This window comes from Streptomyces sp. NPDC060002 (assembly GCF_042737245.1).
Lineage (GTDB): Bacteria > Actinomycetota > Actinomycetes > Streptomycetales > Streptomycetaceae > Streptomyces.
The window spans coordinates 113,635-136,460 of the sequence record NZ_JBHWUW010000016.1 but is presented as its reverse complement, the minus strand read 5'-3'; the positions used below and the strand labels follow the sequence as shown (position 1 = coordinate 136,460).

17 protein-coding genes are annotated in these 22,826 nt (G+C 70.9%); 9 read left to right on the top strand and 8 right to left on the bottom strand.

Features of this window, described 5'->3' with window-relative positions:
- Positions 1–186 precede the first annotated feature (186 nt).
- From ACFWBD_RS17225 to uvrC, 5 genes are all read right to left on the bottom strand, one after another.
- Complete coding sequence (locus ACFWBD_RS17225; protein ID WP_385667404.1) at positions 187–3,141, bottom strand: M14 family zinc carboxypeptidase; 2,955 nt, start codon at positions 3,139–3,141, stop codon at positions 187–189.
- A 161-nt stretch (positions 3,142–3,302) separates the two neighbouring features.
- Positions 3,303–4,292, bottom strand: a complete 990-nt coding sequence (gene whiA, locus ACFWBD_RS17220) for a DNA-binding protein WhiA (protein ID WP_385667403.1) — start codon at positions 4,290–4,292, stop codon at positions 3,303–3,305.
- A complete protein-coding gene (gene yvcK, locus ACFWBD_RS17215) occupies positions 4,283–5,350 on the bottom strand; it encodes a uridine diphosphate-N-acetylglucosamine-binding protein YvcK (protein WP_385667402.1) in 1,068 nt (355 codons plus the stop codon). The genes whiA and yvcK overlap by 10 nt, the downstream gene beginning before the upstream one ends.
- Positions 5,347–6,414, bottom strand: coding sequence for an RNase adapter RapZ (rapZ, locus tag ACFWBD_RS17210; RefSeq protein WP_385667401.1), 1,068 nt, complete (start codon positions 6,412–6,414; stop codon positions 5,347–5,349). Before rapZ ends, yvcK begins: the two co-directional genes overlap by 4 nt.
- On the bottom strand, positions 6,411–8,531 hold the full coding sequence (gene uvrC, locus ACFWBD_RS17205) for an excinuclease ABC subunit UvrC (protein WP_385667400.1): 2,121 nt from the start codon (positions 8,529–8,531) through the stop codon (positions 6,411–6,413). The genes rapZ and uvrC overlap by 4 nt, the downstream gene beginning before the upstream one ends.
- 306 nt (positions 8,532–8,837) lie before the next feature.
- Between uvrC and ACFWBD_RS17200 the strand changes: the two genes are divergently transcribed.
- Positions 8,838–9,806 carry a hypothetical protein gene (locus ACFWBD_RS17200; RefSeq protein WP_385667399.1) on the top strand — a complete coding sequence of 323 codons (969 nt, stop codon included), beginning with the start codon at positions 8,838–8,840 and terminating at the stop codon, positions 9,804–9,806.
- A 204-nt stretch (positions 9,807–10,010) separates the two neighbouring features.
- On the top strand, positions 10,011–10,934 hold the full coding sequence (locus tag ACFWBD_RS17195; RefSeq protein WP_385667398.1) for a carbohydrate kinase: 924 nt from the start codon (positions 10,011–10,013) through the stop codon (positions 10,932–10,934).
- Positions 10,935–11,090: 156 nt separating this feature from the next.
- On the opposite strand, the gene uvrA is transcribed toward ACFWBD_RS17195, so the two are convergent.
- Positions 11,091–14,201, bottom strand: coding sequence for an excinuclease ABC subunit UvrA (gene uvrA / locus ACFWBD_RS17190; protein WP_385667397.1), 3,111 nt, complete (start codon positions 14,199–14,201; stop codon positions 11,091–11,093).
- Between the two features lie 223 nt (positions 14,202–14,424).
- Between uvrA and ACFWBD_RS17185 the strand changes: the two genes are divergently transcribed.
- The 5 genes from ACFWBD_RS17185 to ACFWBD_RS17165 all read left to right on the top strand — a co-directional run bounded on the left by ACFWBD_RS17185 (position 14,425) and on the right by ACFWBD_RS17165 (position 18,640).
- Positions 14,425–15,114 (top strand): maleylpyruvate isomerase family mycothiol-dependent enzyme, encoded by a 690-nt coding sequence (locus tag ACFWBD_RS17185; protein ID WP_385667396.1) that lies wholly within the window; start codon positions 14,425–14,427, stop codon positions 15,112–15,114.
- A gap of 9 nt (positions 15,115–15,123) precedes the next feature.
- Positions 15,124–15,780, top strand: coding sequence for an MBL fold metallo-hydrolase (locus tag ACFWBD_RS17180; protein ID WP_385667395.1), 657 nt, complete (start codon positions 15,124–15,126; stop codon positions 15,778–15,780).
- Between the two features lie 297 nt (positions 15,781–16,077).
- Positions 16,078–16,962, top strand: a complete 885-nt coding sequence (locus tag ACFWBD_RS17175; RefSeq protein ID WP_385667394.1) for an ABC transporter substrate-binding protein — start codon at positions 16,078–16,080, stop codon at positions 16,960–16,962.
- Positions 16,959–17,891: an amino acid ABC transporter permease gene (locus ACFWBD_RS17170; RefSeq protein ID WP_385667393.1), complete on the top strand. Its 933-nt coding sequence runs from the start codon at positions 16,959–16,961 to the stop codon at positions 17,889–17,891. The genes ACFWBD_RS17175 and ACFWBD_RS17170 overlap by 4 nt, the downstream gene beginning before the upstream one ends.
- Positions 17,888–18,640 (top strand): amino acid ABC transporter ATP-binding protein, encoded by a 753-nt coding sequence (locus ACFWBD_RS17165; protein WP_385667392.1) that lies wholly within the window; start codon positions 17,888–17,890, stop codon positions 18,638–18,640. The genes ACFWBD_RS17170 and ACFWBD_RS17165 overlap by 4 nt, the downstream gene beginning before the upstream one ends.
- A gap of 37 nt (positions 18,641–18,677) precedes the next feature.
- Here ACFWBD_RS17165 and aroQ read toward each other — a convergent pair whose 3' ends face one another.
- The gene (gene aroQ, locus ACFWBD_RS17160) at positions 18,678–19,151 is read right to left on the bottom strand and encodes a type II 3-dehydroquinate dehydratase (RefSeq protein WP_385667391.1); all 474 of its coding nucleotides are present in this window, start codon (positions 19,149–19,151) and stop codon (positions 18,678–18,680) included.
- Positions 19,152–19,250: 99 nt separating this feature from the next.
- On the opposite strand from aroQ, the gene ACFWBD_RS17155 reads away from it, so the two are divergent.
- Positions 19,251–20,297 carry a S66 peptidase family protein gene (locus ACFWBD_RS17155; RefSeq protein WP_385667390.1) on the top strand — a complete coding sequence of 349 codons (1,047 nt, stop codon included), beginning with the start codon at positions 19,251–19,253 and terminating at the stop codon, positions 20,295–20,297.
- Between the two features lie 70 nt (positions 20,298–20,367).
- Positions 20,368–21,672, top strand: a complete 1,305-nt coding sequence (locus tag ACFWBD_RS17150; protein ID WP_385667389.1) for an MFS transporter — start codon at positions 20,368–20,370, stop codon at positions 21,670–21,672.
- On the opposite strand, the gene ACFWBD_RS17145 is transcribed toward ACFWBD_RS17150, so the two are convergent.
- Positions 21,662–22,762, bottom strand: a complete 1,101-nt coding sequence (locus ACFWBD_RS17145) for a calcium:proton antiporter (protein WP_385667388.1) — start codon at positions 22,760–22,762, stop codon at positions 21,662–21,664. The two genes, ACFWBD_RS17150 and ACFWBD_RS17145, sit on opposite strands and share 11 nt — an antisense overlap.
- Between the last annotated feature and the right edge of the window lie 64 nt (positions 22,763–22,826).

The window sequence follows — 22,826 nt, the reverse complement described above, 5'->3', positions numbered from 1 at the left end:
AGCTGTATTTGGGATGTCCCCGACCACCCACGACCCTACCTCTCCGAGGCCGCCGGAGTGACATCGACTTCGCCCATACACGGCAGGGCGGTCCGTACCCGCCAGTAGGGGTACGGACCGCCCGGACCGGAAGGCCCGATCGCTCGATATGATTACGATCTGTCACACGCCGTTGACTACCGTGCTTCAGCTCTCAAGTGAGGCAAGGGCCTTTCCGATGAGCGCGACACGGTCGGCCGCCGAGGCGACGTGCTCCAGGCCGAAGCCCAGCAGCACCGTGTCGTCGGTGGTGACCGCTCCGTACGTCTGGAACAGGGCGCCGGTGCGCGTCCAGTCCTTCAGGACGGCGGGGCTGCCCGCGGGCGGACCCGCGACCTGCCAGGCGCCGAGCGACGTCTCGAAGCCCTCGGTCCCGGTGGCGGTGCCGCCGACGACCAGCGAGGTGTCGTCCACGAGGACTCCGTGGCCGCCGCTGCCGGGGTCGGTGACATAGGAGATCGAGATCTCGACCTGCTTGCCCGCGTAGCCGCTGAGGTCGAAGTTCACCTGCTGCCAGCCGCTGGAGGCGCCGGTGAGGGCGTTCCAGGAACCGGTGGTGCCGGTCGCGGCACAGTTGCCCGCGCCGAGGGTGAGGTAGTGCCGCAGCCACGGGTGCTCGCCGACGTAGAAGCCGCCGTCGCACTCCGCGGGGACGGCGGTGCTGCTGGCGCCGCCCGCCTCGGGGAGCGTCGTCCAGTCGTCGGCGCCGACCGTGTGGATCTCGACGATCGCGTTGTCGTAGCCGGGCTCGGTGTCCCACAGCAGCTGGGTGCGCAGGGCCGGCTTGCCCGCCGCGGCCACACCACTGAGGTCGACGGTGCGGGTGAGCCGCTTGTAGCCGTCGTCGGTGTGCACGGCCGCGGCCATGTACGAGCCGGCGAACGGCCCGTACGGGTTGACCGTCCCGGCGAACTGACCGGCGCCGGCGCTGGCGAACTGCGGGTGGGCGCCGGCCGGCAGCTCGTCCGAGGTGACGCCGTAGGTACCCGCCCTGTCGAGCGGGTTGCCGGTCGCCGGGCCCAGGGCCCCGCCGGCGCCGCCGAGCTTGCCGGAGCCGGTGAAGCCGGTGGCGCCGGGGGTCGAGGTCCGGGAGTAGGCGCCCAGGTAGTACTGGCTGAAGTCGTTCGACGGGGTGCCGTCACCGAGGTCGACGTTGCCACCGGCCAGCTCGCCCGCCTCGATCAGCTTGCCGCCCTCGTTGAGGAAGGCGCGCAGTTCGAGCTGGGTCGGATTGCCGGGGACGCTCGCGCCGGTGTAGTGGACGACCGTGTCGAAGTGGCTCAGCACGCCGAGCGCGTCGGGCGCGCCCTGGGTGGCGACGTCCCAGACGATCGCCTTGCGGCCGTTGGCCTTCAGCGCGTCGACGTAGGTCTGCGCCTGCGTGGCGGCCGTGCCCTCCTCTGCCACGACGAGGGTGCCGGCCCTGGGACGCGCGGCGACCGTGTAGGTGAAGTGCGCGCTGGAGACCTTCTTGCCGTTCTTGGTCTCGCCCGTGAACCACACCTCGACCTTGTCGCCCGGTTCGCCGTCCCGCACCTTGGCCCGGTACTCGTCGAAGTAGAGGTTGTCGTCACCGCCGAAGGTCTCGCCGCCCTTCCAGGCGTTGAGCGCCTGGTCCCGCGTACGGCCGCCGTTGACGCGGTACTTGAGCTCCTTGTCGCGGATCGCCCTGCGTGCGACGACGGAGACCGCCTGGTCGGCGCCGCGCGAGTACGAGGTGGTGAACGGCGCCGGGGTGAAGTCGGCGGCGGCCAGACCGACCGACGACTTCGGCTGGTCGGGGTGCGCGGCGGACTCCGCGACGGAGAGCGCGAACGGGACGTTCTTGGCGAACTCGTCCTGGATCAACTTCTCGTCGTCCGGGAAGTTGAAGACCGACTGGCAGTCGGCGGCGTTCCACTGATCGTTCGGGTCGATGCCCGACGCGGTCTGGCAGGTCGACATCTCGGGGGTGAACATCGCCGTGCCGTTGACGTTCGCCGCGTGCCCGTCGGCCTCGCCGTTGGTCGTGTACAACTCCGAGGAGACCTGCGGGTGGTAGCCCGGGACCGCGGAGTTGTCGGGGGTGCCGGCGAGCGCCTTGTAGACGACGTCGTCCGGGGTGTCGGTCGCGACCTGCCAGCCGACGCCGTACAGCAGCAGCTCGGCGGCGGAGTGGTAGTTGATGCCGTACGTGAACCCGATCCGCTTCTCGAAGGCGTCGAGCGCCTTGGTCTCGGGCTCGGAGCCGGGGCTCACGCCGCGGTAGGTCTGGCTGGTGGGGTTCGGGGACGAACCCTCGTCGTCGTAGCCCCACTTGTAGGGAAAGTTGCGGTTGAGGTCGACGCCGTCGCCGGTGGAGATCGCGCCGTCGCCGTTGACGTCCCGCAGGTTCTTGCGCCACAGGCGGTTGTCGGTGTTCTCGAAGGTGTAGTCGTAGCCGTCCGGGTTGGCCGACAGGACGAACCACAGCTCGCTGGAGTCGACGATCTTCTGTACGCGCCGGTCGGTCTTGTAGGTGTCCAGGTAGTAGTGCATCAGCCGCCGGGTCATCTCCGGGGTGATCCACTCCCGCGCGTGCTGGTTGGACATGTACAGGACCGAGGGCTTGGAGCCGTCCTTGGACTTCTTCGCGTTCCTGGTCAGTTTGAGCGCGAGGATGTCGTGGCCTTTGACCGTCTTGCCGATGGAGACGACCTTGGTGAGGCCCGGGTTCTCCTGGGCGGTGCGGAGGATCTCCTCCTGGAGACCGCCGCTGCCGCTGTACGGTCGGAACACCCCGTCGGCGGCGGCCTCGACGCGGTTCTCCGCCTTGGCCGAAAGAGTGTGCTCGGAGAGGGCGACGCCCTGCTTCTCGAGCTTCTTCGACTGCTGGTCGGTGAGGTAGACCTCGACCGTCGCGGTGCCCTTCTCGGGCGCCTGCTCGCTGAGTTCGTGACCGTCCTGGCCGGCCGCCAGCAGCAGGGGTACCTGCTGCTTGGTGACCTCGGCGCGGAAGACCTTGACCTCGTCCGCGTCGGGTTTCGGTGTGGTGCCGGGCTGTGCCTGGGCGATGGGTGCGAGTGCCGCTCCGCCGAGCAGCAGCGCGCCGACAGCGAGGATCGATCTCGCTCTTCGTCTCATGAACCCCCCTAGCCTGAGTTCGCCCCAGCAGCGAACTCTGCCAGGCTCATGACAGTTCATGATCCAGTCAAGAGCGCCTCAAAGCCACGCAAACGCCGGTGGTGTCACCCGAACGGGCGACACCACCGGCGCTCCTGAGGAACCATCAGCAGAACTGTCCGTCAGCCGACCAGATTGTCTGCGAGCTCGTCGCTGAGGTTGGCGTCCGTGCCCGCGATGCCGAGGTCGGAGGCCCTCTTGTCGGCCATCGCCAGCAGTCGGCGGATCCGTCCGGCGACCGCGTCCTTCGTCAACGGCGGGTCGGCGAGCGCGCCCAGCTCCTCCAAGGAGGCCTGCTTGTGGTCCATGCGGAGCCGGCCGGCCGCCTCGAGATGCTCGGGCACCTCGTCCGCGAGGATCTCCAGGGCGCGCTGGACGCGGGCCCCGGCGGCGACGGCCGCACGCGCCGAGCGGCGCAGGTTGGCGTCGTCGAAGTTCGCGAGACGGTTCGCCGTGGCCCGCACCTCGCGGCGCATCCGGCGCTCCTCCCAGGCCAGCACCGACTCGTGCGCGCCCAGCCGGGTGAGCAGCGCGCCGATGGCGTCGCCGTCACGGACCACGACCCGGTCGACCCCGCGCACCTCTCGCGCCTTCGCGGCGATGGACAGCCGACGGGCGGCGCCGACCAGCGCGAGCGCGGCCTCCGGGCCCGGGCAGGTCACCTCCAGGGAGGACGAGCGGCCGGGCTCGGTGAGCGAGCCGTGCGCCAGGAAGGCCCCGCGCCAGGCCGCCTCCGCGTCGCAGGTCGCGCCGGAGACCACCTGCGGGGGCAGACCCCGGATCGGGCGGCCTCGGCCGTCGACGAGTCCCGTCTGCCGGGCCAGCTGGTCACCGCCCGCGACCACCCGCACCACATAGCGCGAGCCGCGGCGCAGACCGCCGGGAGCCATCACGATCAGCTCCGAGCTGTGGCCGAAGATCTCCAGGATGTCCCGCTTGAGCCGGCGGGCCGCCATCGCCGTGTCCAGCTCCGCCTCGATCACGATCCGCCCGCTCACCAGGTGGAGGCCGCCGGCGAACCGCAGGATGGCGGAGACCTCCGCCTTTCTGCAGCAGGTCCGGGTGACGGGTAGCCGGGAGATCTCGTCCTTCACCGCTGCCGTCATCGCCATGGGCCGATCCTTCCATGCATCCGAAAAATACGGTCGTACGCGGCAGCCAACAGCTCCGGGTCATGCCTCGGGGTTCCGTCGGGCCGGGCCACCGGCGCCAGCTCGACCGCGGCCCCGAACCGTTTGGCGGCGTCGGTCAGCGAGTCGCGGTCGGGCACGGCGGCCACGTCGGCCAACACCACGTCCAGGGCGAGTTTAGGGGCGTGTCGCCCCAAAACCTCCAAATGACGCTGCGGGGAGAAGCCGTCGGTTTCTCCGGGCTGCGGGGCGAGGTTCAGGGAGAGCACCCGGCGCGCCCTCGTCTCCATGAGGGCGTCCAGCAGATCCGGCACCAACAGGTGCGGCATGACGGAGGAGAACCAGGAACCGGGCCCGAGCACCACCCAGTCGGCGTCCAGGACGGCGTCGACCGCCTCCGGGACGGCCGGCGGGTCGTGCGGCACCAGGTGCACGGACTGCACCTCGCCGGGCGTCAACGCCACGGTCGCCTGTCCCCGGACCGTGTCGACGTCGTCCGGCCGCTCCGGATCGTGCCCCTTGACCAGCGCCTGGAGCTCCAGCGGCACGGCGGACATGGGCAGCACACGCCCCTGCGCGCCCAGCAGCTTGCCGACCAGGTCCAGAGCCTGGACGTGGTCACCGAGCTGCTCCCACAGGGCGACGATCAGCAGATTGCCCACCGCGTGGCCGTTGATCTCGCCCTGCGACTGGAAACGGTGCTGGATGACCCGGGCCCAGGTCTGGCCCCAGTCGTCGTCACCGCACAGCGCGGCCAGCGCCTTGCGCAGGTCACCGGGTGGCAGTACGCCCAGCTCCTCACGCAGCCGTCCGCTGGAACCACCGTCGTCGGCCACCGTGACGACACCGGTGAGGTCGCCGGTGATCCGGCGCAGCGCGGTGAGCGAGGCCGACAGTCCCATGCCGCCGCCGAGGGCGACGACCTTGGGCTGGGTGCCGCGGCGGCGCGGTTTGCCGCCGCGTGCCTCGACCGGCCGGACCACACGCCCGTCGGAGGCGCTCCTGCGCAGTCGGCCGAGCCGTGGAGAACGTCCTGTCATTCCCGTCCCATGTCCCGGTGCACGACCACCGTCTCCACGCCCTCGGCCGCGAGACGCGCGGCGAGCTTCTCCGACATGGCCACCGAGCGGTGCTTGCCGCCCGTACAGCCGACCGCGATGGTCACATAGCGCTTGCCCTCCCGGCGGTAGCCCGCGGCGACCAGCTGGAGGAGCTCGGCGTACCGGTCGAGGAACTCCTTGGCGCCGGGCTGGTTGAGGACGTACGCCGAGACCTCCTCGTTGAGGCCGGTGTAGGGGCGCAGCTCCGGGACCCAGTGCGGGTTGGGCAGGAAGCGCATGTCCACGACCAGGTCGGCGTCGACCGGCAGGCCGTACTTGAAGCCGAAGGACATCACCGTGGCCCGCAGCTCGGGCTCCTCGTCACCGGCGAACTGGGCGTCCATCTTGGCGCGCAGTTCGTGGACGTTGAGGCTGGAGGTGTCGATCACCAGGTCGGCGTCGCCGCGCAGCTCGCGCAGCAGCTCGCGCTCGGCGTCGATGCCGTCGACGATGCGGCCGTCGCCCTGGAGGGGGTGCGGGCGGCGCACGGACTCGAAGCGGCGTACCAGGGCGTCGTCGGAGGACTCCAGGAAGACGATCCGCCGCGTGACGCCCTTCGACTCGAGGTCGGCGAGGGACTCGCGGAGGTTGTCGAAGAAGCGCCGGCCGCGGACGTCGACGACGACCGCGATCCGCGCCACGTTGCCCTGGGAGCGGGCGCCCAGCTCCACCATGGTGGGGATCAGGGCGGGCGGGAGGTTGTCGACGACGAACCAGCCGAGGTCCTCCAGACACTTGGCTGCCGTCGAGCGGCCGGCCCCGGACATGCCGGAGATGATCACCAGCTCGGGGATGGCCGCGTCGGGGATCCCTGGCGGCGTGACGTCCGTACTCACCTGTGCTCCGTCTTCCTGACGTACTTCTTGCTGAGGGCTGTCGGGGACCGCGGGGTGCGTGGTGGAATCCTCGCCTGGTTTCCTGGGTCCCTGCTGGGGCGCGGCTGTGGGCACAGTAGTGGGCGCCTGTTCCTGCTCCGGTGTGGGGTGTGCGTCGTGCTCGGTCATGTCTCCTGCCCCCGTCTTTCTTCCGGGGCGCCCGTCGTCACGGGATCTCCGGGGGAACCCACCGTCGTATCGGATTCCTCATCATCAATGATCTCTCCGGTCGCCGTGTTCACGGCGGGGGCGGGCGATGCCGCCCGGGCGAGGGCCGCGGCGATGGTCTCGGCCGTCTTGCGGCCTATGCCCGGCACCTCGCAGATCTGGTCGATCGTCGCGGCCCGCAGCCTCTTGACCGAGCCGAAGTGCTTGATCAGTGCCTGCTTGCGCGTCTCGCCGAGGCCGGGGACGTCGTCCAGTGGGCCGGCGCGGAAACGCTTGGCCCGCTTGGTGCGCTGGTAGGTGATGGCGAAGCGGTGGGCCTCGTCACGGACGCGCTGGAGCAGGTAGAGACCCTCGCTGCTGCGCGGCAGGACGACCGGGTCGTCGTCGTCCGGCACCCAGACCTCTTCCAGGCGCTTGGCGAGGCCGCAGACGGCGATGTCGTCGATACCCAGCTCGTCCAGCGCCCGCTTGGCCGCCGCGACCTGCGGCTGTCCGCCGTCGACGACGACGAGCTGAGGCGGGTAGGCGAAGCGCTTGGGGCGGCCGTCGTCGTCCTTGAGGCTGCTGGTGAGAGGTGCTTCGGTGGCGTCGGTGAGGGGTGCTTCGGTGGCGTCGGTGAGGGTGGTCTCGGTGGCGTCGGCCAGCGGGTTCTCGCCGTCGGTCCACTCCCCCGTCCGCTCCTTCTCGGCGATGTAGCGCCGGAAGCGGCGGGTGATCACCTCGTGCATGGAGCGGACGTCGTCCTGGCCCTCGAAGCCCTTGATCTGGAAGCGGCGGTACTCGCTCTTGCGCTGGAGGCCGTCCTCGAAGACGACCATGGAGGCCACCACGTCATCGCCCTGGAGGTGCGAGATGTCGTAGCACTCGATCCGGAGCGGCGCACTGTCCAGGTCGAGGGCCTCGGCGATCTCCTCCAGGGCACGCGAACGGGTGGTCAGGTCGGAGGCGCGCCTGGTCTTGTGCAGGACGAGCGCCTGCTGCGCGTTGCGCTCGACGGTCTCCATCAGGGCCTTCTTGTCGCCCCGCTGCGGGATGCGCAGCGACACGTTGGACCCGCGGCGCTCGGTCAGCCACTCCTGGACGGGTTCGACGGGCTCCGGCAGGGCGGGGACCAGGACCTCCTTGGGGACGGAGTCGCCCCGCTCCTCGCCGTACAGCTGCTGGAGGGCGTGCTCGACGAGGGCGCCGGTCGTGACGTCCTCGACCTTGTCGGTCACCCAGCCGCGCTGGCCGCGTACACGTCCGCCGCGGACGTGGAAGATCTGGACGGCCGCCTCCAGCTCGTCCTCGGCGACCGCGATCAGGTCGGCGTCGGTCGCGTCCGCGAGCACGACCGCGTTCTTCTCCATGGCCTTCTTCAGGGCCTCGATGTCGTCGCGCAGGCGGGCGGCCCGCTCGTACTCCATGTCCTCGGCCGCCTCCCTCATCTGCTTCTCCAGCCGGCGGAGGTAGGTGCCCGTGCGGCCCGTCATGAAGTCGCAGAACTCGTCGGCCAGTTCCCCGTGGTCCTCGGCGGAGACCCGGCCGACGCACGGCGCGGAGCACTTGCCGATGTAACCGAGCAGACAGGGCCGGCCGGTGCGGGTGGCGTTCTTGAAGACGCCGGCGGAGCAGGTGCGCACGGGGAAGACCCGCAGGAGCAGGTCGACGGTGTCCCGGATCGCCCACGCGTGCGCGTACGGTCCGAAATACCTGACGCCCTTCTTCTTGTGGCCGCGCATCACCTGGACGCGCGGGAACTCCTCGTTCATCGTCACCGCGAGGTAGGGATAGCTCTTGTCGTCGCGGTACTTGACGTTGAACCGGGGGTCGTATTCCTTGATCCAGGAGTACTCCAGCTGGAGCGCCTCGACCTCCGTGGACACCACCGTCCACTCCACCGACGCGGCCGTGGTCACCATGGTGCGGGTGCGCGGGTGGAGCCCGGACAGGTCCTGGAAGTAGTTCGCCAGGCGCTGGCGCAGGCTCTTCGCCTTTCCGACGTAGATCACCCGGCGGTGCTCGTCGCGGAATCGGTACACCCCCGGGGAGTCCGGGATCTGTCCCGGCTTGGGGCGGTAGCTGGAGGGGTCGGCCATGTCTCACACCCTACTGGCGCGGGGTGACACTCCGGCGGGCTGTGGACAACGGCCGGGTGTCCGAGAGGGCTGTGGACAAGCGGGGCGCCGGGGGCGGGAACCGGAGGCGTCGACTCGGCCACACGCACGTGCCACTCGGGCATCAGGTGTTGTCGGGACTTGGTCAACACGCTTCAATGCGGGGGGACTCGGGCCCTGAGGGCCGCCCTACGGATGTGAAGGAGCTCCGGCGACGCCGGAAAGGCCCCGACCACCCACACGAACGGTCCGACCAGCCGTCGTGAGCTTTCACAGAGAGGCCCCTGCATGCCGCACGCCACACAGCACGCGGACGCCGCCGTCTACGCCACCTCCGCGGAGTTGGACACGGCCCTGCGAGGCGGTCCTTTCCATGTGGCGCTGCGTGCCGCGATCGCCGCCCGTGGCCTGCCCCTGCAACGTGTCCAGCACCATCTGTCGCGCTACGGGGTGAAGGTGGGCGTGACCAGTCTGAGCTACTGGCAGCAGGGCGCCCGGCGGCCGCAACGCCCCGAGTCGCTGCGCGCCGTGCGTGCGCTGGAGGAGATCCTGCACCTGCCGGACGAGTCCCTGATCCGGCTGCTCGCGGAGCCCGACGGCGGGGACGGCGGCACGGCCACCGGACTGTCCGCGGGCCGCTCCTACCGCTCGCTCCTGGAGGCCTCCGGCATCCTCGAACAACTGCTCGGCGAACTGGAGTGCCCCATCGACGGGGGGCTGCACACCCTGGGCCACCACGAGCGGGTCCGTATCGGGTCGCGCCGCGAGCTGCTGGGACGCGAATCCCAGCACATCGTGCGCGCCCACCGCGACGGCGTCGACCGTTTCGTGGCCGTCCATCACGGCGACCCGGGCTGCGCACCGGAACGGATGACGGTGCGCGCCCTGGAGAACTGCCGGGCCGGCCGTGTCCGCAGCCACCATGACACCGGGGTGCTCGTGGCCGAACTCCTCTTCGACACCCGGCTGAGGGCCGGCGACACCTTCCTCTTCCGCTACGCCGTCGAGGACGGCACCGCCGACGTGTCCCGTGAGTACGTTCGCGGCTTCGGGGCGGCGGGCGGCCAGTACGCCCTCCAGATCCGCTTCGCCGAGAACGCCCTGCCCGTGCGCTGCCACCGGTTCACCCAGCACTCGGCGGCGGCCCCGCGCGGCGGCCGCCAGGAGCTGCCGCTCAGCGGCCGGCACCGTTCGGTGCACCTCGTCGAGCCACGGGTGCGGTCGGGCATGGTCGGCATCGGCTGGGACTGGGAGTGAACCGCGGCCGTCGGCGGGCCTCGACGGCCTTCGGCGGACCCCGGCGGACCCCGGCGGACTTGGACGCAAGCTTTTGCGCGCGGCTGCGCATGGGGTAGCTTCCCGGCCTGCGGCTCACCTGCTCCTGCGTCCGTCGCACCTCGTGCGGCTGCCCCGCGGACACGGTCCGAGCAGTCGCAGACAGCCTGAGAAAGGAACCGCCCCGTGATCGTCGTCGCCGGTGAGGCCCTGATCGACCTGGTACCGCAGGGTGCGGGCGCCCTCGCGGGTCTGCGGCCGGCGCTCGGCGGCGGCCCCTACAACACGGCCGTCGCCCTCGGCCGCCTGGGCTCCCCCACGGCCTTCTGTTCCCGAACCTCGCGGGACGCCTTCGGCGAGGCGCTGCTCGCCGGGCTGCGGGACTCGGGCGTGGACGTGTCCGCGGTGCAGCGCGGTACCGAGCCGACCACGCTCGCGGTCGCCACCCTCGACGGGAACGGTTCGGCCGCCTACTCCTTCTACGTCGACGGCACCGCCGACCGGCTGTTCACGGCCCCGGACACACTGCCCGCGGGCACGCGCGCGGTGTCCTTCGGCACCTGCTCGCTCGTCCTGGAACCGGGTGCGAGCGCGTACGAGGAGCTGATGCGGACCGCCGCGTCACAGGGGCTGTTCACTGCGCTCGACCCGAACATCCGGGCCGGGCTGATCCCCGACGCCGACGCCTACCGGGCCCGCTTCGAGAGCTGGCTGCCCTCGGTGTCCCTGCTCAAGCTCTCCCAGGAGGACGCCGAGTGGCTGGGCGGCACCCCGCGCGAGTGGCTGTCCGCCGGCCCCTCGGCGGTCGTGATCACCCAGGGCGGTGACGGGCTGACCGCCTTCACCCAGGGCGGGGCCGTGTACTCGGTGCCGGGCGAGCGGGTGGACGTCGTGGACACCATCGGCGCCGGGGACACCGTGAACGCGGCTCTGCTGCACACTCTTTCGGCGCGGGACGCCCTGTCCCCGGCAGGCCTCGCGGACCTGGGCGCCGACGGCTGGGAGCAGTTGCTGCGGTTCGCCGCCCGCGCGGCGGCGATCACCTGCTCCCGGGCCGGCGCGGAGCCGCCGTACGCCTGCGAACTGGGCGGCTTCCCGGACCTGTTCTAGGGGCTGCCGGGACGGTCGAAACGGCGAACGGCGCCCCACGGGGAGTTCCCGCGGGGCGCCGTACCTTTCACTCAGCTCGCCAGGCCTCGCGGCCCGGATCTTCCGGGGCTGCCCACGGCCTGGTGCGCGGTCACAGGCCTCACGGCCCGTGTCCCGTCAGGCCTTGCGGGCCCGCGCGGCCTTCTTCGCCGGGGTCGCCTTCGTCGTCGCCCCGGCGGCCTTCTTGGCCGCCGTGTTGTTCGCGGCGGCCGTCCTGGCCGTGGCCGTCTTGGCCGTGGCCGTCTTGGCCGTGGCCGTCTTGGCGGTCGTCGTCCTGGCGGTCGTCGTCCTGGCGGTCGCGGTCTTGCGTGCCGTCGTCTTCGCCGCGACCGTCTTCTTCGCCGCCGCCTTGCGCGGGGCTTTCACCGGAGCCGCGTCGCTGATCCGGTCGGCGCCGAGAACCTCCCGCAGGAACTTGCCGGTGTGGCTGGTCGACACTGCGGCGATCTCCTCCGGCGTGCCCTCGGCGATGACGAGGCCACCGCCGGCGCCGCCCTCAGGGCCCATGTCCACGACCCAGTCGGCGGTCTTGATCACGTCGAGGTTGTGCTCGATGACGATGACCGTGTTGCCCTTGTCGACCAGGCCGGCCAGCACCCTCAGGAGCTTGCTGATGTCCTCGAAGTGCAGGCCCGTCGTCGGCTCGTCCAGGACGTAGACCGTGCGGCCGGTGGAGCGCTTCTGCAGCTCGCTGGCGAGCTTCACACGCTGGGCCTCGCCGCCGGACAGGGTGGTCGCGGCCTGCCCGAGCCGGACGTAGCCGAGGCCGACGTCCTTCAGGGTGTTGAGGTGGCGGGCGATCGCGGGGACGGCCTCGAAGAACTCCGTCGCCTCCTCGATCGGCATGTTCAGGACGTCGGCGATGGACTTGCCCTTGTAGTGGACCTCCAGGGTCTCCCGGTTGTAGCGGGCGCCGTGGCAGACCTCGCACGGGACGTAGACGTCCGGGAGGAAGTTCATCTCGATCTTGATCGTGCCGTCGCCCGCGCAGTTCTCGCAGCGGCCGCCCTTGACGTTGAAGGAGAAGCGGCCGGGCAGATAGCCGCGGACCTTCGCCTCGGTGGTCTCCGCGAACAGCTTGCGGACGTGGTCGAAGACACCGGTGTACGTGGCCGGGTTGGAGCGCGGGGTGCGCCCGATGGGCGACTGGTCGACGTGCACGACCTTGTCGACGAGATCATCGCCGTCCACGCGCGTGTGCCGCCCCGGCACGCTCCTCGCGCCGTTCAGTTCGCGGGCCAGGTGCGTGTACAGGATGTCGTTGACCAGCGTCGACTTGCCGGAGCCGGACACGCCGGTGACCGCGGTGAACACGCCCAGCGGGAAGGACACGTCGATGTCCTGGAGGTTGTTCTCGCGGGCGCCGTGGACGGTGAGCCTGCGGGACGGGTCCTGCGGGCGCCGGATGTCGGGCACCGGGATCGCCTTCTTGCCGGACAGGTACTGCCCGGTCTGCGACTCGGTGTTGGCGAGCAGTTCCTTCAGGCCGCCGCTGTGCACGACGTTGCCGCCGTGCTCGCCGGCGCCGGGACCGATGTCGACGATCCAGTCGGCGACCTTGATGGTGTCCTCGTCGTGCTCGACGACGATCAGCGTGTTGCCCATGTCCCGCAGCCGGACCAGGGTCTCGATCAGCCGGTGGTTGTCGCGCTGGTGCAGGCCGATGGACGGCTCGTCGAGGACGTACAGGACGCCGACGAGACCGGAGCCGATCTGGGTGGCCAGGCGGATGCGCTGGGCCTCACCGCCGGAGAGCGTGCCGGCCGCGCGGTTGAGCGAGAGGTAGTCCAGACCGACGTCGACGAGGAACCGCAGTCGCTCGTTGACCTCCTTCAGGACGCGCTCGGCGATCTTCTTGTCGCGGGCGTCGAGCTTCAGCTCGCCCAGGAAGTCCGCACAGTCGCTGATGGACATCCCGGAGACCTCGGCGATGGACTTCCCCATGACCGTGACCGCGAGGACGAGCGGCTTGAGGCGGGTGCCCTCACAGGTGGGGCAGGGCACCTCGCGCATATAGCCCTCGAAGCGCTCACGGCTGGCGTCGCTCTCGGCCTCGCCGTGCCGGCGCTTCACGAACGGAAGGGCGCCCTCGAAGGGGGTCGTGTAGACGCGCTCGCGCCCGTACCTGTTGCGGTAGCGGACCTCGATTTGTGTCTTGTGGCCGTGCAGCAGGGCCTTCCTGGCGCGCAGCGGCAGCCCCGCGAAGGGGATGTCCGTACGGAAGCCGAGCGCGTCCGCGAGGGCGCCGATCAGCCGGCCGAAGTAGTCCTTGGTGTGGCCGTGCGACCAGGGGTGGATGGCGCCCTCGTCGAGGGACTTGTCCTCGTCCGGGACGATCAGCTCGGGGTCGACCTCCATGCGCGTGCCGATGCCGGAGCACTCGGGGCAGGCGCCGAAGGGCGAGTTGAAGGAGAAGGAGCGGGGCTCCAGCTCCTCGAAGGACAGGTCGTCGTACGGGCAGTACAGGTGCTCCGAGTACATGCGCTCGCGCTCGGGGTCGTCCTCGGGGAGGTCGACGAAGTCGAGCACGACCATGCCGCCGGCGAGGCCGAGGGCGGTCTCCACCGAGTCGGTGAGCCGGCGCTTGGCGGACTCCTTCACCGTGAGGCGGTCGATGACCACCTCGATGGTGTGCTTCTCCTGCTTCTTCAGCGTGGGCGGGCTGGACAGCTGGATCGTCTCGCCGTCGACCCGCGCGCGGGAGTAGCCCTTGGTCTGGAGGTCGGCGAACAGGTCGACGAACTCTCCCTTGCGCTCGCGCACCAGTGGCGACAGCACCTGGAAGCGGCTTCCCTCGGGCAGCTCCAGGACCCTGTCGACGATGGCCTGCGGCGACTGGCGCGTGATCGGCCGGGAGCACTCCGGGCAGTGCGGCTTGCCGATGCGCGCGAAGAGCAGGCGCAGGTAGTCGTAGACCTCGGTGATGGTGCCGACCGTGGAGCGCGGGTTGCGCGAGGTCGACTTCTGGTCGATGGAGACGGCCGGGGAGAGGCCCTCGATGAAGTCGACGTCCGGCTTGTCCATCTGGCCGAGGAATTGGCGGGCGTACGAGGAGAGGGACTCGACGTAGCGCCGCTGGCCCTCGGCGAAGATGGTGTCGAAGGCCAGCGAGGACTTGCCCGACCCCGACAGGCCCGTGAAGACGATGAGCGAGTCGCGAGGCAGGTCGAGCGAGACATTCTTGAGGTTGTGCTCGCGCGCGCCACGGACGATGAGACGGTCGGCCACGCCGGTCCGCACCTTTCTTGAGAGAAGTGACAGGGGCGGGGCCCCCGTCTTCTTCAGACTAGGGCGAGCCACTGACAACGCCGGTCGGGATTCACCGGTCAACAACATTCCCCGGCCTTCCAGCATGCCCGACGCCGCCACCGACCTTATAGCACGCGCATTCGATTTGCGGGCTTGCTCGACCACCTTCACCCGAAGGGGTGGCGGGGCTAGGGTCAGCACCATGATTGATCACGCTCATGACCTGGAGTCTGTACGTGACGCGACCGAGCGGCTCCTCACCGCAGTCGCCAAACTGGACAACGCGTCGGTGGCCGAGCCGTCACGCCTGCCCGGCTGGAGCCGCGGACATGTCCTGTCTCACATCGCCCGCAACGCGGACGCCCTCGTGAACGTCCTCGAGGGCCGTCCGATGTATGGCGACGCACATGTCCGCGACGCCGACATCGAGCGGGACGCCCCGCGCCCCCTGTACGTCCAGCTCACGGACGTACGGGAGAGCGCGGCCCGCTTCCAGGCGACGGGGGCCGCGCCCGCGGACTGGTCGCGCACGGTGGCGCTGCGCAACGGGGTCGTCGACGCGGCGGCCCGCGTGCCGTTCCGGCGGTGGGTGGAGGTGGAGCTGCACGCCGTGGACCTCGGCATCGGCTACGAGCTGGAGGATCTGCCGGAGGAGTTCGTCGTTCGGCAGATCGGCTTCCTCGCGGAACGCTTCGCCGGACACAGGGCCGTACCGTCGACGGGCCTGAGGAGCGACGACGGCGGGATCTGGACCACGGGGGGCGGCTCTCCCGGCGGCCCCGTCGGCGTCAGGGGCCCGGCCCCGGAGCTCCTGGGCTGGCTCGCCGGGCGCCGCGACGGCTCGGGGCTGACGGCGGACGGCGGGCCGCTGCCGGTCCTTCCGCCGCTATAGGCTGCCGCCATGACGTACAGCGGAGAGGTGACGGTCGGCGGGCCGGCGGACGTGCACGAGCTCAAGGACCTGATGATCACCAAGATCGCGGTCGGCCCGATGAACAACAACGCCTATCTGCTGCGCTGCCGGGCCACGGACGAGCAGCTGCTGATCGACGCGGCCAACGACGCGCACGCCCTGCTCGGCACGATCGGTGACGACGGCATCGCGTCCGTCGTCACCACCCATCAGCACGGCGACCACTGGCAGGCGCTCGCCGAGGTCGTGGCGGCCACGCGCGCGCGTACTTACGCGGGCCGGGAGGACGCCGAGGGCATCCCTGTGACGACCGACGTCCCGGTCGACGACGGTGACGTCATCCGGGTGGGGAACGTGGAGCTCACCGCGCGCCATCTGGTCGGGCACACGCCCGGCTCGATCGCCCTGGTCTACGACGACCCGCACGGCCACCCCCATGTGTTCACCGGCGACTGTCTCTTCCCGGGTGGCGTGGGCAACACCCGCAAGGACCCGGAGGCGTTCGCCACTCTGATCCGCGACGTCGAGACGAAGATCTTCGACGTGCTGCCGGACGAGACCTGGGTCTATCCGGGCCACGGCAACGACACCACGCTGGGCACGGAGCGGCCGCACCTTCCGGAGTGGCACGCGCGCGGGTGGTGAGTTCTCATCGCAGAGGGCGTGCGTTGCCGAACGCGCGCCCCGTGTGATTCGCGCGCACGCGCCGGTCCCTCGCACGCGCTCCCCGCACTTGTGGTTGCGCGGTCAACTGGTGACAGTTCCGCGTGGGATGACGGCTCCGGCGCGGATCGGGCCGCCGGTCTACGATCCCCGCCCTCGGCCGGCGGCCCAGGCGGGTCCGCCGAACCTGTTCACAAGAACGCAACACCCGTTCCCAGTATGCGGACAGGTGAGGGTGTGACCTCGACAAACAGGGGTTCTCGCTGCCACTCTCCCGCCATGCACCTCGCCCCTCGTGTACTGCGCCGCGCCGTCGCCGGCGCCACCGTGGCCCTCCTCGCGACCGCCGTCGGCTGTGCCCCGCAGCCGGAGGAGAAGGCGGCCTCGACGCCTTCCGGTTCGAGCGCGAACGCCTGCGCCAAGGGCAAGCTGGCCACCGAGACCTCCGGCAAGCTGACGATCGCGACCGACCAGCCCGCGTACGAGCCGTGGTTCAAGGACGACAAGCCGGCCAACGGCGAGGGCTTCGAGTCGGCGGTGGCGTACGCCGTGGCGGAGCAGCTCGGTTACGACAAGAGCGCCGTGGTCTGGCAGAGCGTGCCGTTCAACAAGGCCTTCGCACCGGGCGCGAAGACCTTCGACTTCGACATCAACCAGGTGTCGATCAGCGACGAGCGCAAGAAGGCCGTGGACTTCTCGTCCGGCTACTACGACGTGCGCCAGGCCGTCATCGCCCTGAAGGGCACGAAGGCCGCCGAGGCGACCGGCACAGCGGACCTCAAGGGCCTCAAGCTGGGCGCCCAGGTCGGCACGACCAGCCTCGACTACATCGACGACGTGGTGAAGCCGAGCCGGGACGCGGCCGTCTACGCCAAGAACGACCAGGCCAAGTCCGCCCTGAAGAACGGCCAGGTCGACGCCATCGTCACCGACCTGCCGACCGCCTTCTACATCACGTCCGCCGAGGTCACGGACGCCGAGATCGTCGGCCAGTTCGAGAACCAGGGGGGCACTCCCGAGCAGTTCGGTCTCGTGCTCGACAAGGGCAGCGCGCTCACCTCCTGCGTGACCGGCGCCGTGGACGCGCTCCGCGAGGACGGCACCCTGGCGAAGATCGAGCAGCAGTGGCTCTCCGACGCCGTCGACGCCCCGGTGCTCAAGTGACGGTCACGAAGGACGAGTCCGGCCGGGAAGGCGCGGCCGACGAGGGCGACATGTCCGGGGGCGACAAGGGCGCCCCCGACGACGGATACGTCCCCTCGCCGCGGCGGCTGGAACGCGAGCGCCACAAGCGCACGCGTGCCCGCCGCGCCACCGCGATAGCCGCGGTGTCGACCCTGGTCACGGGCGCCGTCCTCTACCTGGTGGTCGTCGGCGCACCCGGCTGGCCGCGCGCCAAGGAGACCTTCTTCAACGGGCAGTACGCGCGCGAGGCGTTCCCCAAGGTCCTCGAAGGGCTCTGGCTGAACGTCAGACTGCTGCTGATCTGCGGCGCGGCCGTGCTGGTCCTCGGCATGCTCATCGCCGTGGCCCGCACCCTGCGCGGGCCCGTGTTCTTCCCGCTGCGGGCGCTGGCGGCGGCGTACACGGACTTCTTCCGCGGTCTGCCGCTGATCATCAACCTGATGATCGTGGTGCTGGGCGTCCCGGCACTGCGGCTCCAGGGCGTGACCGTCGACCCCGTCCTGCTGGGCGGTACGGCACTGACGCTGACGTACTCGGCGTACGTCGCCGAGGTGTTCCGCGCGGGCATCGAGTCCGTGCACCCCTCCCAGCGCGCCGCGGCCCGCTCGCTGGGCCTGAAGAACCGGCAGTCGCTGCGTTTCGTGGTGCTCCCCCAGGCCGTGCGCCGCCAGGTCCCGCCGCTGCTGAACGACCTGGTGTCGCTCCAGAAGGACACCGGTCTCGTCTCGATCGGCGGCGCGATCGACGCCGTCCGCGCGGCGGACATCATCGTGGGCCGCAGCCTGAACTACACGCCGTACATCGTCGCGGGACTGGTCTTCGTGGCCCTGACCATCCCGATGACCCGCTTCACGGACTGGGTGACGGCCCGGATGGACCGTCAGCGGGCCCAGGGAGGAACGACATGAGCGACGCTCCGGTACTGCGGATGGAGTCCGTCCGCAAGACCTTCGGCGGGTCCGTCGTCCTGCGGGACGTCGATCTGGAGGTCGCCCCGCACACGGTGACGGCGCTGATCGGCGCCTCCGGCTCCGGCAAGTCCACGCTGCTGCGCTGCGCCAACCTGCTGGAGGACATCGACGACGGCGCGATCTGGCTGGACGGCGAGGAGATCACCGACCCGCGCGTCGACCAGGACGCGGTGCGGCGCCGGATCGGCGTGGTCTTCCAGGCGTACAACCTGTTCCCGCACATGACGGTGCTGGAGAACATCACGCTCGCCCCGCGCCGTGTGCACGGCGTCGCCCGCGCGCAGGCCGAGACACACGCCAGGGAGCTCCTGGAGCGCCTCGGGCTGGCCGGTAAGGCCGACGAGTATCCCGACCGGCTCAGCGGCGGCCAGCAGCAGCGCGTCGCGATCGTGCGCGCGCTGGCCGTGCGTCCCCGGCTGCTGCTGCTCGACGAGATCACGGCGGCCCTCGACCCGGAGCTGGTGGGCGAGGTCCTGAACGTCGTCCGCGATCTGAAGGCCGACGGCATGACCATGGTGCTCGCCACCCATGAGATGGGCTTCGCGCGCGAGGTCGCCGACCAGGTCTGTTTTCTGGACGGAGGCGTCGTGCTGGAACGGGGCAGCGCCGAGCAGCTCTTCGGCGACCCGCGGCAGGAGCGCACCCAGCGCTTCCTGCGGCGGATCGTGGAGGCCGGCCGCCTCTAGGGCGCGCGGTAAGGGGCGCCGGCCTGGAGGGCGATACTTACGCGTCCGCCTTGCCCGCCCCCGCCAGCGCGGCGACGCGCTCCACGCCGAACACGTATCCCTGCACGCCGCAGCCCGCGATGACGCCGTCGGCGCGCAGCGAGACGTAGGAGTGGTGCCGGAAGGACTCGCGCCGGTGGATGTTGGAGATGTGGACCTCCAGCACCGGCAGGCCGTCACAGGTGTTGAGGGCGTCCAGGATCGCGACCGACGTGTGCGAGTAGGCGCCCGGGTTGATCACGATGCCGCAGTGGTTCAGCCGCGCCTCGTGGATCCAGTCGACCAGGTGACCCTCGTGGTTGGACTGCCGGAAGTCGACGGTGCCGCCGTGCGCTGCCGCAGCCCCGACGCACAGCGCCTCGACGTCGGCGAGCGTGTCGGAACCGTAGATCTCCGGCTGGCGCTGGCCCAGGAGGTTCAGGTTGGGGCCGTTCAGGATCATGATCGGGGCGTTGGCCAGGCTGCGGGGCACGGTTCCTCCGGTCCGTTCGTGGACGGCCCGTCGGGGGGCCGCCGCTCGGACCGGTTTATCACGGTGAAACCGCAGGGCAGCAGGCCGTACCCTCCCGGGATGACGACGCCCTCGTATCCCCCGAAGCCCGCGCCCGGCGACCGCATCGCCGTCGTCTCGCCCTCCGCGGGCCTGCCCGGGCTCTTCCCACGCCCCTACGAACTGGGGCTGGAGCGGCTGCGCGGGGAGTTCGGTCTGGAGCCCGTCGAGTACCCGACGACGCGCAGGACGGCGGCGACCCCGCGGGAGCGCGCCGACGACATCCACGCCGCGTTCGCCGACCCGGGCGTACGGGCGGTCATCGCGTCGATCGGCGGCGAGGACCAGATCACCGTACTGCCGCTGCTGGACCGGGAGTTGCTGCGCGCCGACCCGAAGCCGTTCTTCGGGTGGAGCGACAACACCAACCTGCTGGCGTTCCTGTACAACTCCGGTGTCGTGGGCTACCACGGCGCGAGCGTGATGTGCGAGCTGGGGCGCCCCGGAGCCATGCACCCGCAGACCGCCGACTCGCTGCGCGCCGCGCTGTTCACCTCGGGCCCCTACGAGCTGCGGCCCGCCGAGCGCTGGAACGACGTCGACCGCGACTGGGCCGACCCGGCGGCCTTCGAGTCGGAGCCCGACACCCGGCCGGGCGCCGGCTGGAGCTGGCTCAACGCCGACCGCGTCGTGGAGGGCCGCAGTTGGGGCGGCAACCTGGAGATCCTCTCCTGGCTGCTGATGGCCGACCGCGAGATCGCCCGCGATCCCGCGGCGTACGACGGCGGGGTGCTGATCCTGGAGACGTCGGAGGAACTGCCGAGCGCCACGGAGGTCTTCCGGATCCTGCGCAACATGGGCGAGCGCGGTCTGCTGCGGCGCTTCCCGGCGCTGCTGATGGCCCGGGCCAAGAGCTGGTCCTTCGAGCACCCCAACAGCCCGGAGAAGGCCGCCCGTTACGCAGCCGAGCAGCGCGCGGCGGTGGAGCGCGCGCTGCGGACCTACGCGCCCGACGCCCTGGCCGTCTTCGACGTGGACTTCGGCCACACCGACCCGCAGCTCGTCATCCCCTACGGCGGCACGATCCGTGTCGACGGTCCCGCACGGCGCATCACCGTGACCTACTGAGCCCCCGTGCGGCGGTCCGCGCCCCCGCACGCCCCCGTAACCCGCGATCACTGTGGGTAGTTGACGCGGCATGCGCGACGTACACACCGTGAAGGCGCCCTCCATGCCACGGCTCGCGGCCGCCTCCCTCGCCGGGACGGCCATCGAGTTCTACGACTTCTTCGTCTACGGGACCGCGGCCGCGCTGGTCCTGGGGCCGCTGTTCTTCCCGACGTTCTCGCCGCTGGCGGGGACACTGACCGCGTTCGCGACGTTCGGCGTGGGATTCGTGGCGCGGCCGCTGGGCTCGGTGCTGTTCGGGCACATCGGGGACCGGCGCGGGCGCCGGCCGGTCCTGGTCGCCTCCCTGCTGCTGACCGGTGCCTCGACGGTCGCGGTCGGCTGCGTGCCGACGTACGACTCGATCGGGGTGGCCGCTCCCCTGCTGCTGCTCGTCCTGCGTTTCCTCCAGGGGCTGGGGCTCGGCGGGGAGTGGGGCGGCGCGGTGCTGCTGACCGCGGAACACGCGCCCGCCGAGCGGCGCGGGCTGTGGTCGAGCTTCCCGCAGGTCGGCCCCGCGGTGGGCTTCGTGCTCGCCAACGGGGTGGTGCTGGTCCTGTCGGTGACGCTGACGGAGGCGCAGTTCACGCAGTGGGGGTGGCGGGTGCCCTTCTGGGCGGCCGGGGCGCTGGCCGTGCTCGGGCTGTGGCTCCGGTCGTCGCTGCCCGAGAGCCCCCGGTTCCTGGAGATCGACGACCACGCGCGGATGCCGCTCGCCGAGGTCGTGCGTGACCACTGGCGACTCGTCCTGCTGACCGCCGGCGCGCTCGCCGTCGGGTACGCGATCTTCTACGCCGTGACGACCTGGTCCCTGGCGTACGCGACGGAACGGCTCGGGGTCAGCCGCACGGTCATGCTGGTCTGCATCATGGCCGCCGTGGTGGTGAAGGGTGCGCTGACTCCCGTGGTGGCGATGCTCGGCGACCGCTTCGGCCGCCGGCCGTTGTGCCTCGTGGGCTGCGCGGCGGCCGCGCTGTGGATGTTCCCGCTGGTCGCGCTGCTCTCGACCGGCCAGCCGCTGCCGATGTTCCTCGGCTTCCTGGGTGCGCTGCTCGCCTTCGTCACGATGTTCGCGGTGATCTCGGCGTATCTGCCGGAGCTCTACGCGCCGCGCGTGCGCTGCACCGGTGCGGCGGTCGGCTACAACCTGGGGGGCGTCTTCGGGGGCGCGCTCACGCCGATCGTGGCGACCGCCCTCGCCGAGCACTCGGGGCGCGTCCCGTGGGGTGTCGGCGCCTATCTGACGGGGATCGCGCTGGTCAGCCTGGGCTGCTTCGCGCTGCTGCCGGAGACCCGGCCGGTGCGGGTGGCGGCCGTGCGGCCTGCTACGGATTGATCGCCAGTTCCAGGTAGGCCGCGAACAGCACGAGATGGACGCCGCCCTGCAACGGTGTGGCCCGTCCCGGGACCACCGTCAGCGAGCTGACCACGACGGTCAGCACGAGCAGCACCATATGGGTGGGGCCGAGGCCGAGGACGAGCGGCCCGGAGAGCCAGACGGAGGCCAGGGCGACCGCCGGGATCGTGAGCCCGATGCTGGCCATCGCGGAGCCGAGCGCGAGGTTGAGGCTGGTCTGCACCCGGTCTCGGCGGGCGGAGCGCAGCGCGGCGATCGTCTCGGGGAGCAGCACGAGCAGCGCGATGATCACACCGACCACCGCTTGGGGCAGTCCGGCGGCATCCACTCCGGACTCGATCGTGGGCGAGACGCCCTTGGCGAGGCCCACCACACCGATCAGGGCCAGGCCGAGCAGCCCGAGGCTGATCAAGGCGGTCCGGGCGGTGGGGACGCCGGCGTGGTCGTCGGCGGTGATCACGTCTCCCTGCCGGGTGATCGGCAGGAAGTAGTCGCGGTGCCGGATGGTCTGCGTCGCCACGAACAGGCCGTACAGGACCAGGGAGGACAACGCGGCGAAGGTGAGCTGGACGGCGGAGAACTCCGGGCCGGGTTTGCTGGTGGTGAAGGTCGGCAGGACCAGGCTGAGCGTGGCCAGGGTCGCGACGGTCGCCAGCGCCGCGCCGGTGCCCTCCGGGTTGAAGATCGCCGTGCCGTGGCGCAGCGAGGCGACCAGGAGGCACAGGCCGACGATGCCGTTGCAGGTGATCATCACGGCCGCGAAGACCGTGTCCCTGGCCAGGGTCGAGCTCTTGTCGCCGCCGTCCGCCATCAGTGTGACGATCAGGGCCACCTCGATGATCGTCACGGCGACCGCGAGGACGAGGGATCCGAAGGGTTCACCGACCCGGTGGGCGACGACCTCCGCGTGGTGCACGGCGGCCAGGACCGCTCCGGCGAGGACCAGCGTCACCACGGCGACCACCGCGCCGGGCAGGTCGCGTCCCCAGGTCAGGGCCAGCAGGACGACCGCCAGAGCCGGCACGAGGGCTGTCCAGCGGGTCGTGACCGACCTGAGCCGAGCGATCATTCAGCGATCGTCGCAGAGCCGTAGGGGCTCCGCATTCCGGCCCGACGGGCGGGTGCGCCACTGC

Coding starts and splice junctions, on each gene's coding strand:
- ACFWBD_RS17200 (WP_385667399.1), top strand. CDS start 8,838: ATGCCGCACGCCACACAGCACGCGGACGCCGCCGTCTACGCCACCTCC.
- whiA (WP_385667403.1), bottom strand. CDS start 4,292: ATGGCGATGACGGCAGCGGTGAAGGACGAGATCTCCCGGCTACCCGTC.
- rapZ (WP_385667401.1), bottom strand. CDS start 6,414: ATGACCGAGCACGACGCACACCCCACACCGGAGCAGGAACAGGCGCCC.
- uvrC (WP_385667400.1), bottom strand. CDS start 8,531: ATGGCCGACCCCTCCAGCTACCGCCCCAAGCCGGGACAGATCCCGGAC.
- ACFWBD_RS17175 (WP_385667394.1), top strand. CDS start 16,078: ATGCACCTCGCCCCTCGTGTACTGCGCCGCGCCGTCGCCGGCGCCACC.
- ACFWBD_RS17225 (WP_385667404.1), bottom strand. CDS start 3,141: ATGAGACGAAGAGCGAGATCGATCCTCGCTGTCGGCGCGCTGCTGCTC.
- ACFWBD_RS17155 (WP_385667390.1), top strand. CDS start 19,251: ATGACGACGCCCTCGTATCCCCCGAAGCCCGCGCCCGGCGACCGCATC.
- ACFWBD_RS17185 (WP_385667396.1), top strand. CDS start 14,425: ATGATTGATCACGCTCATGACCTGGAGTCTGTACGTGACGCGACCGAG.
- ACFWBD_RS17165 (WP_385667392.1), top strand. CDS start 17,888: ATGAGCGACGCTCCGGTACTGCGGATGGAGTCCGTCCGCAAGACCTTC.
- yvcK (WP_385667402.1), bottom strand. CDS start 5,350: ATGACAGGACGTTCTCCACGGCTCGGCCGACTGCGCAGGAGCGCCTCC.
- ACFWBD_RS17150 (WP_385667389.1), top strand. CDS start 20,368: ATGCGCGACGTACACACCGTGAAGGCGCCCTCCATGCCACGGCTCGCG.
- ACFWBD_RS17145 (WP_385667388.1), bottom strand. CDS start 22,762: ATGATCGCTCGGCTCAGGTCGGTCACGACCCGCTGGACAGCCCTCGTG.
- ACFWBD_RS17180 (WP_385667395.1), top strand. CDS start 15,124: ATGACGTACAGCGGAGAGGTGACGGTCGGCGGGCCGGCGGACGTGCAC.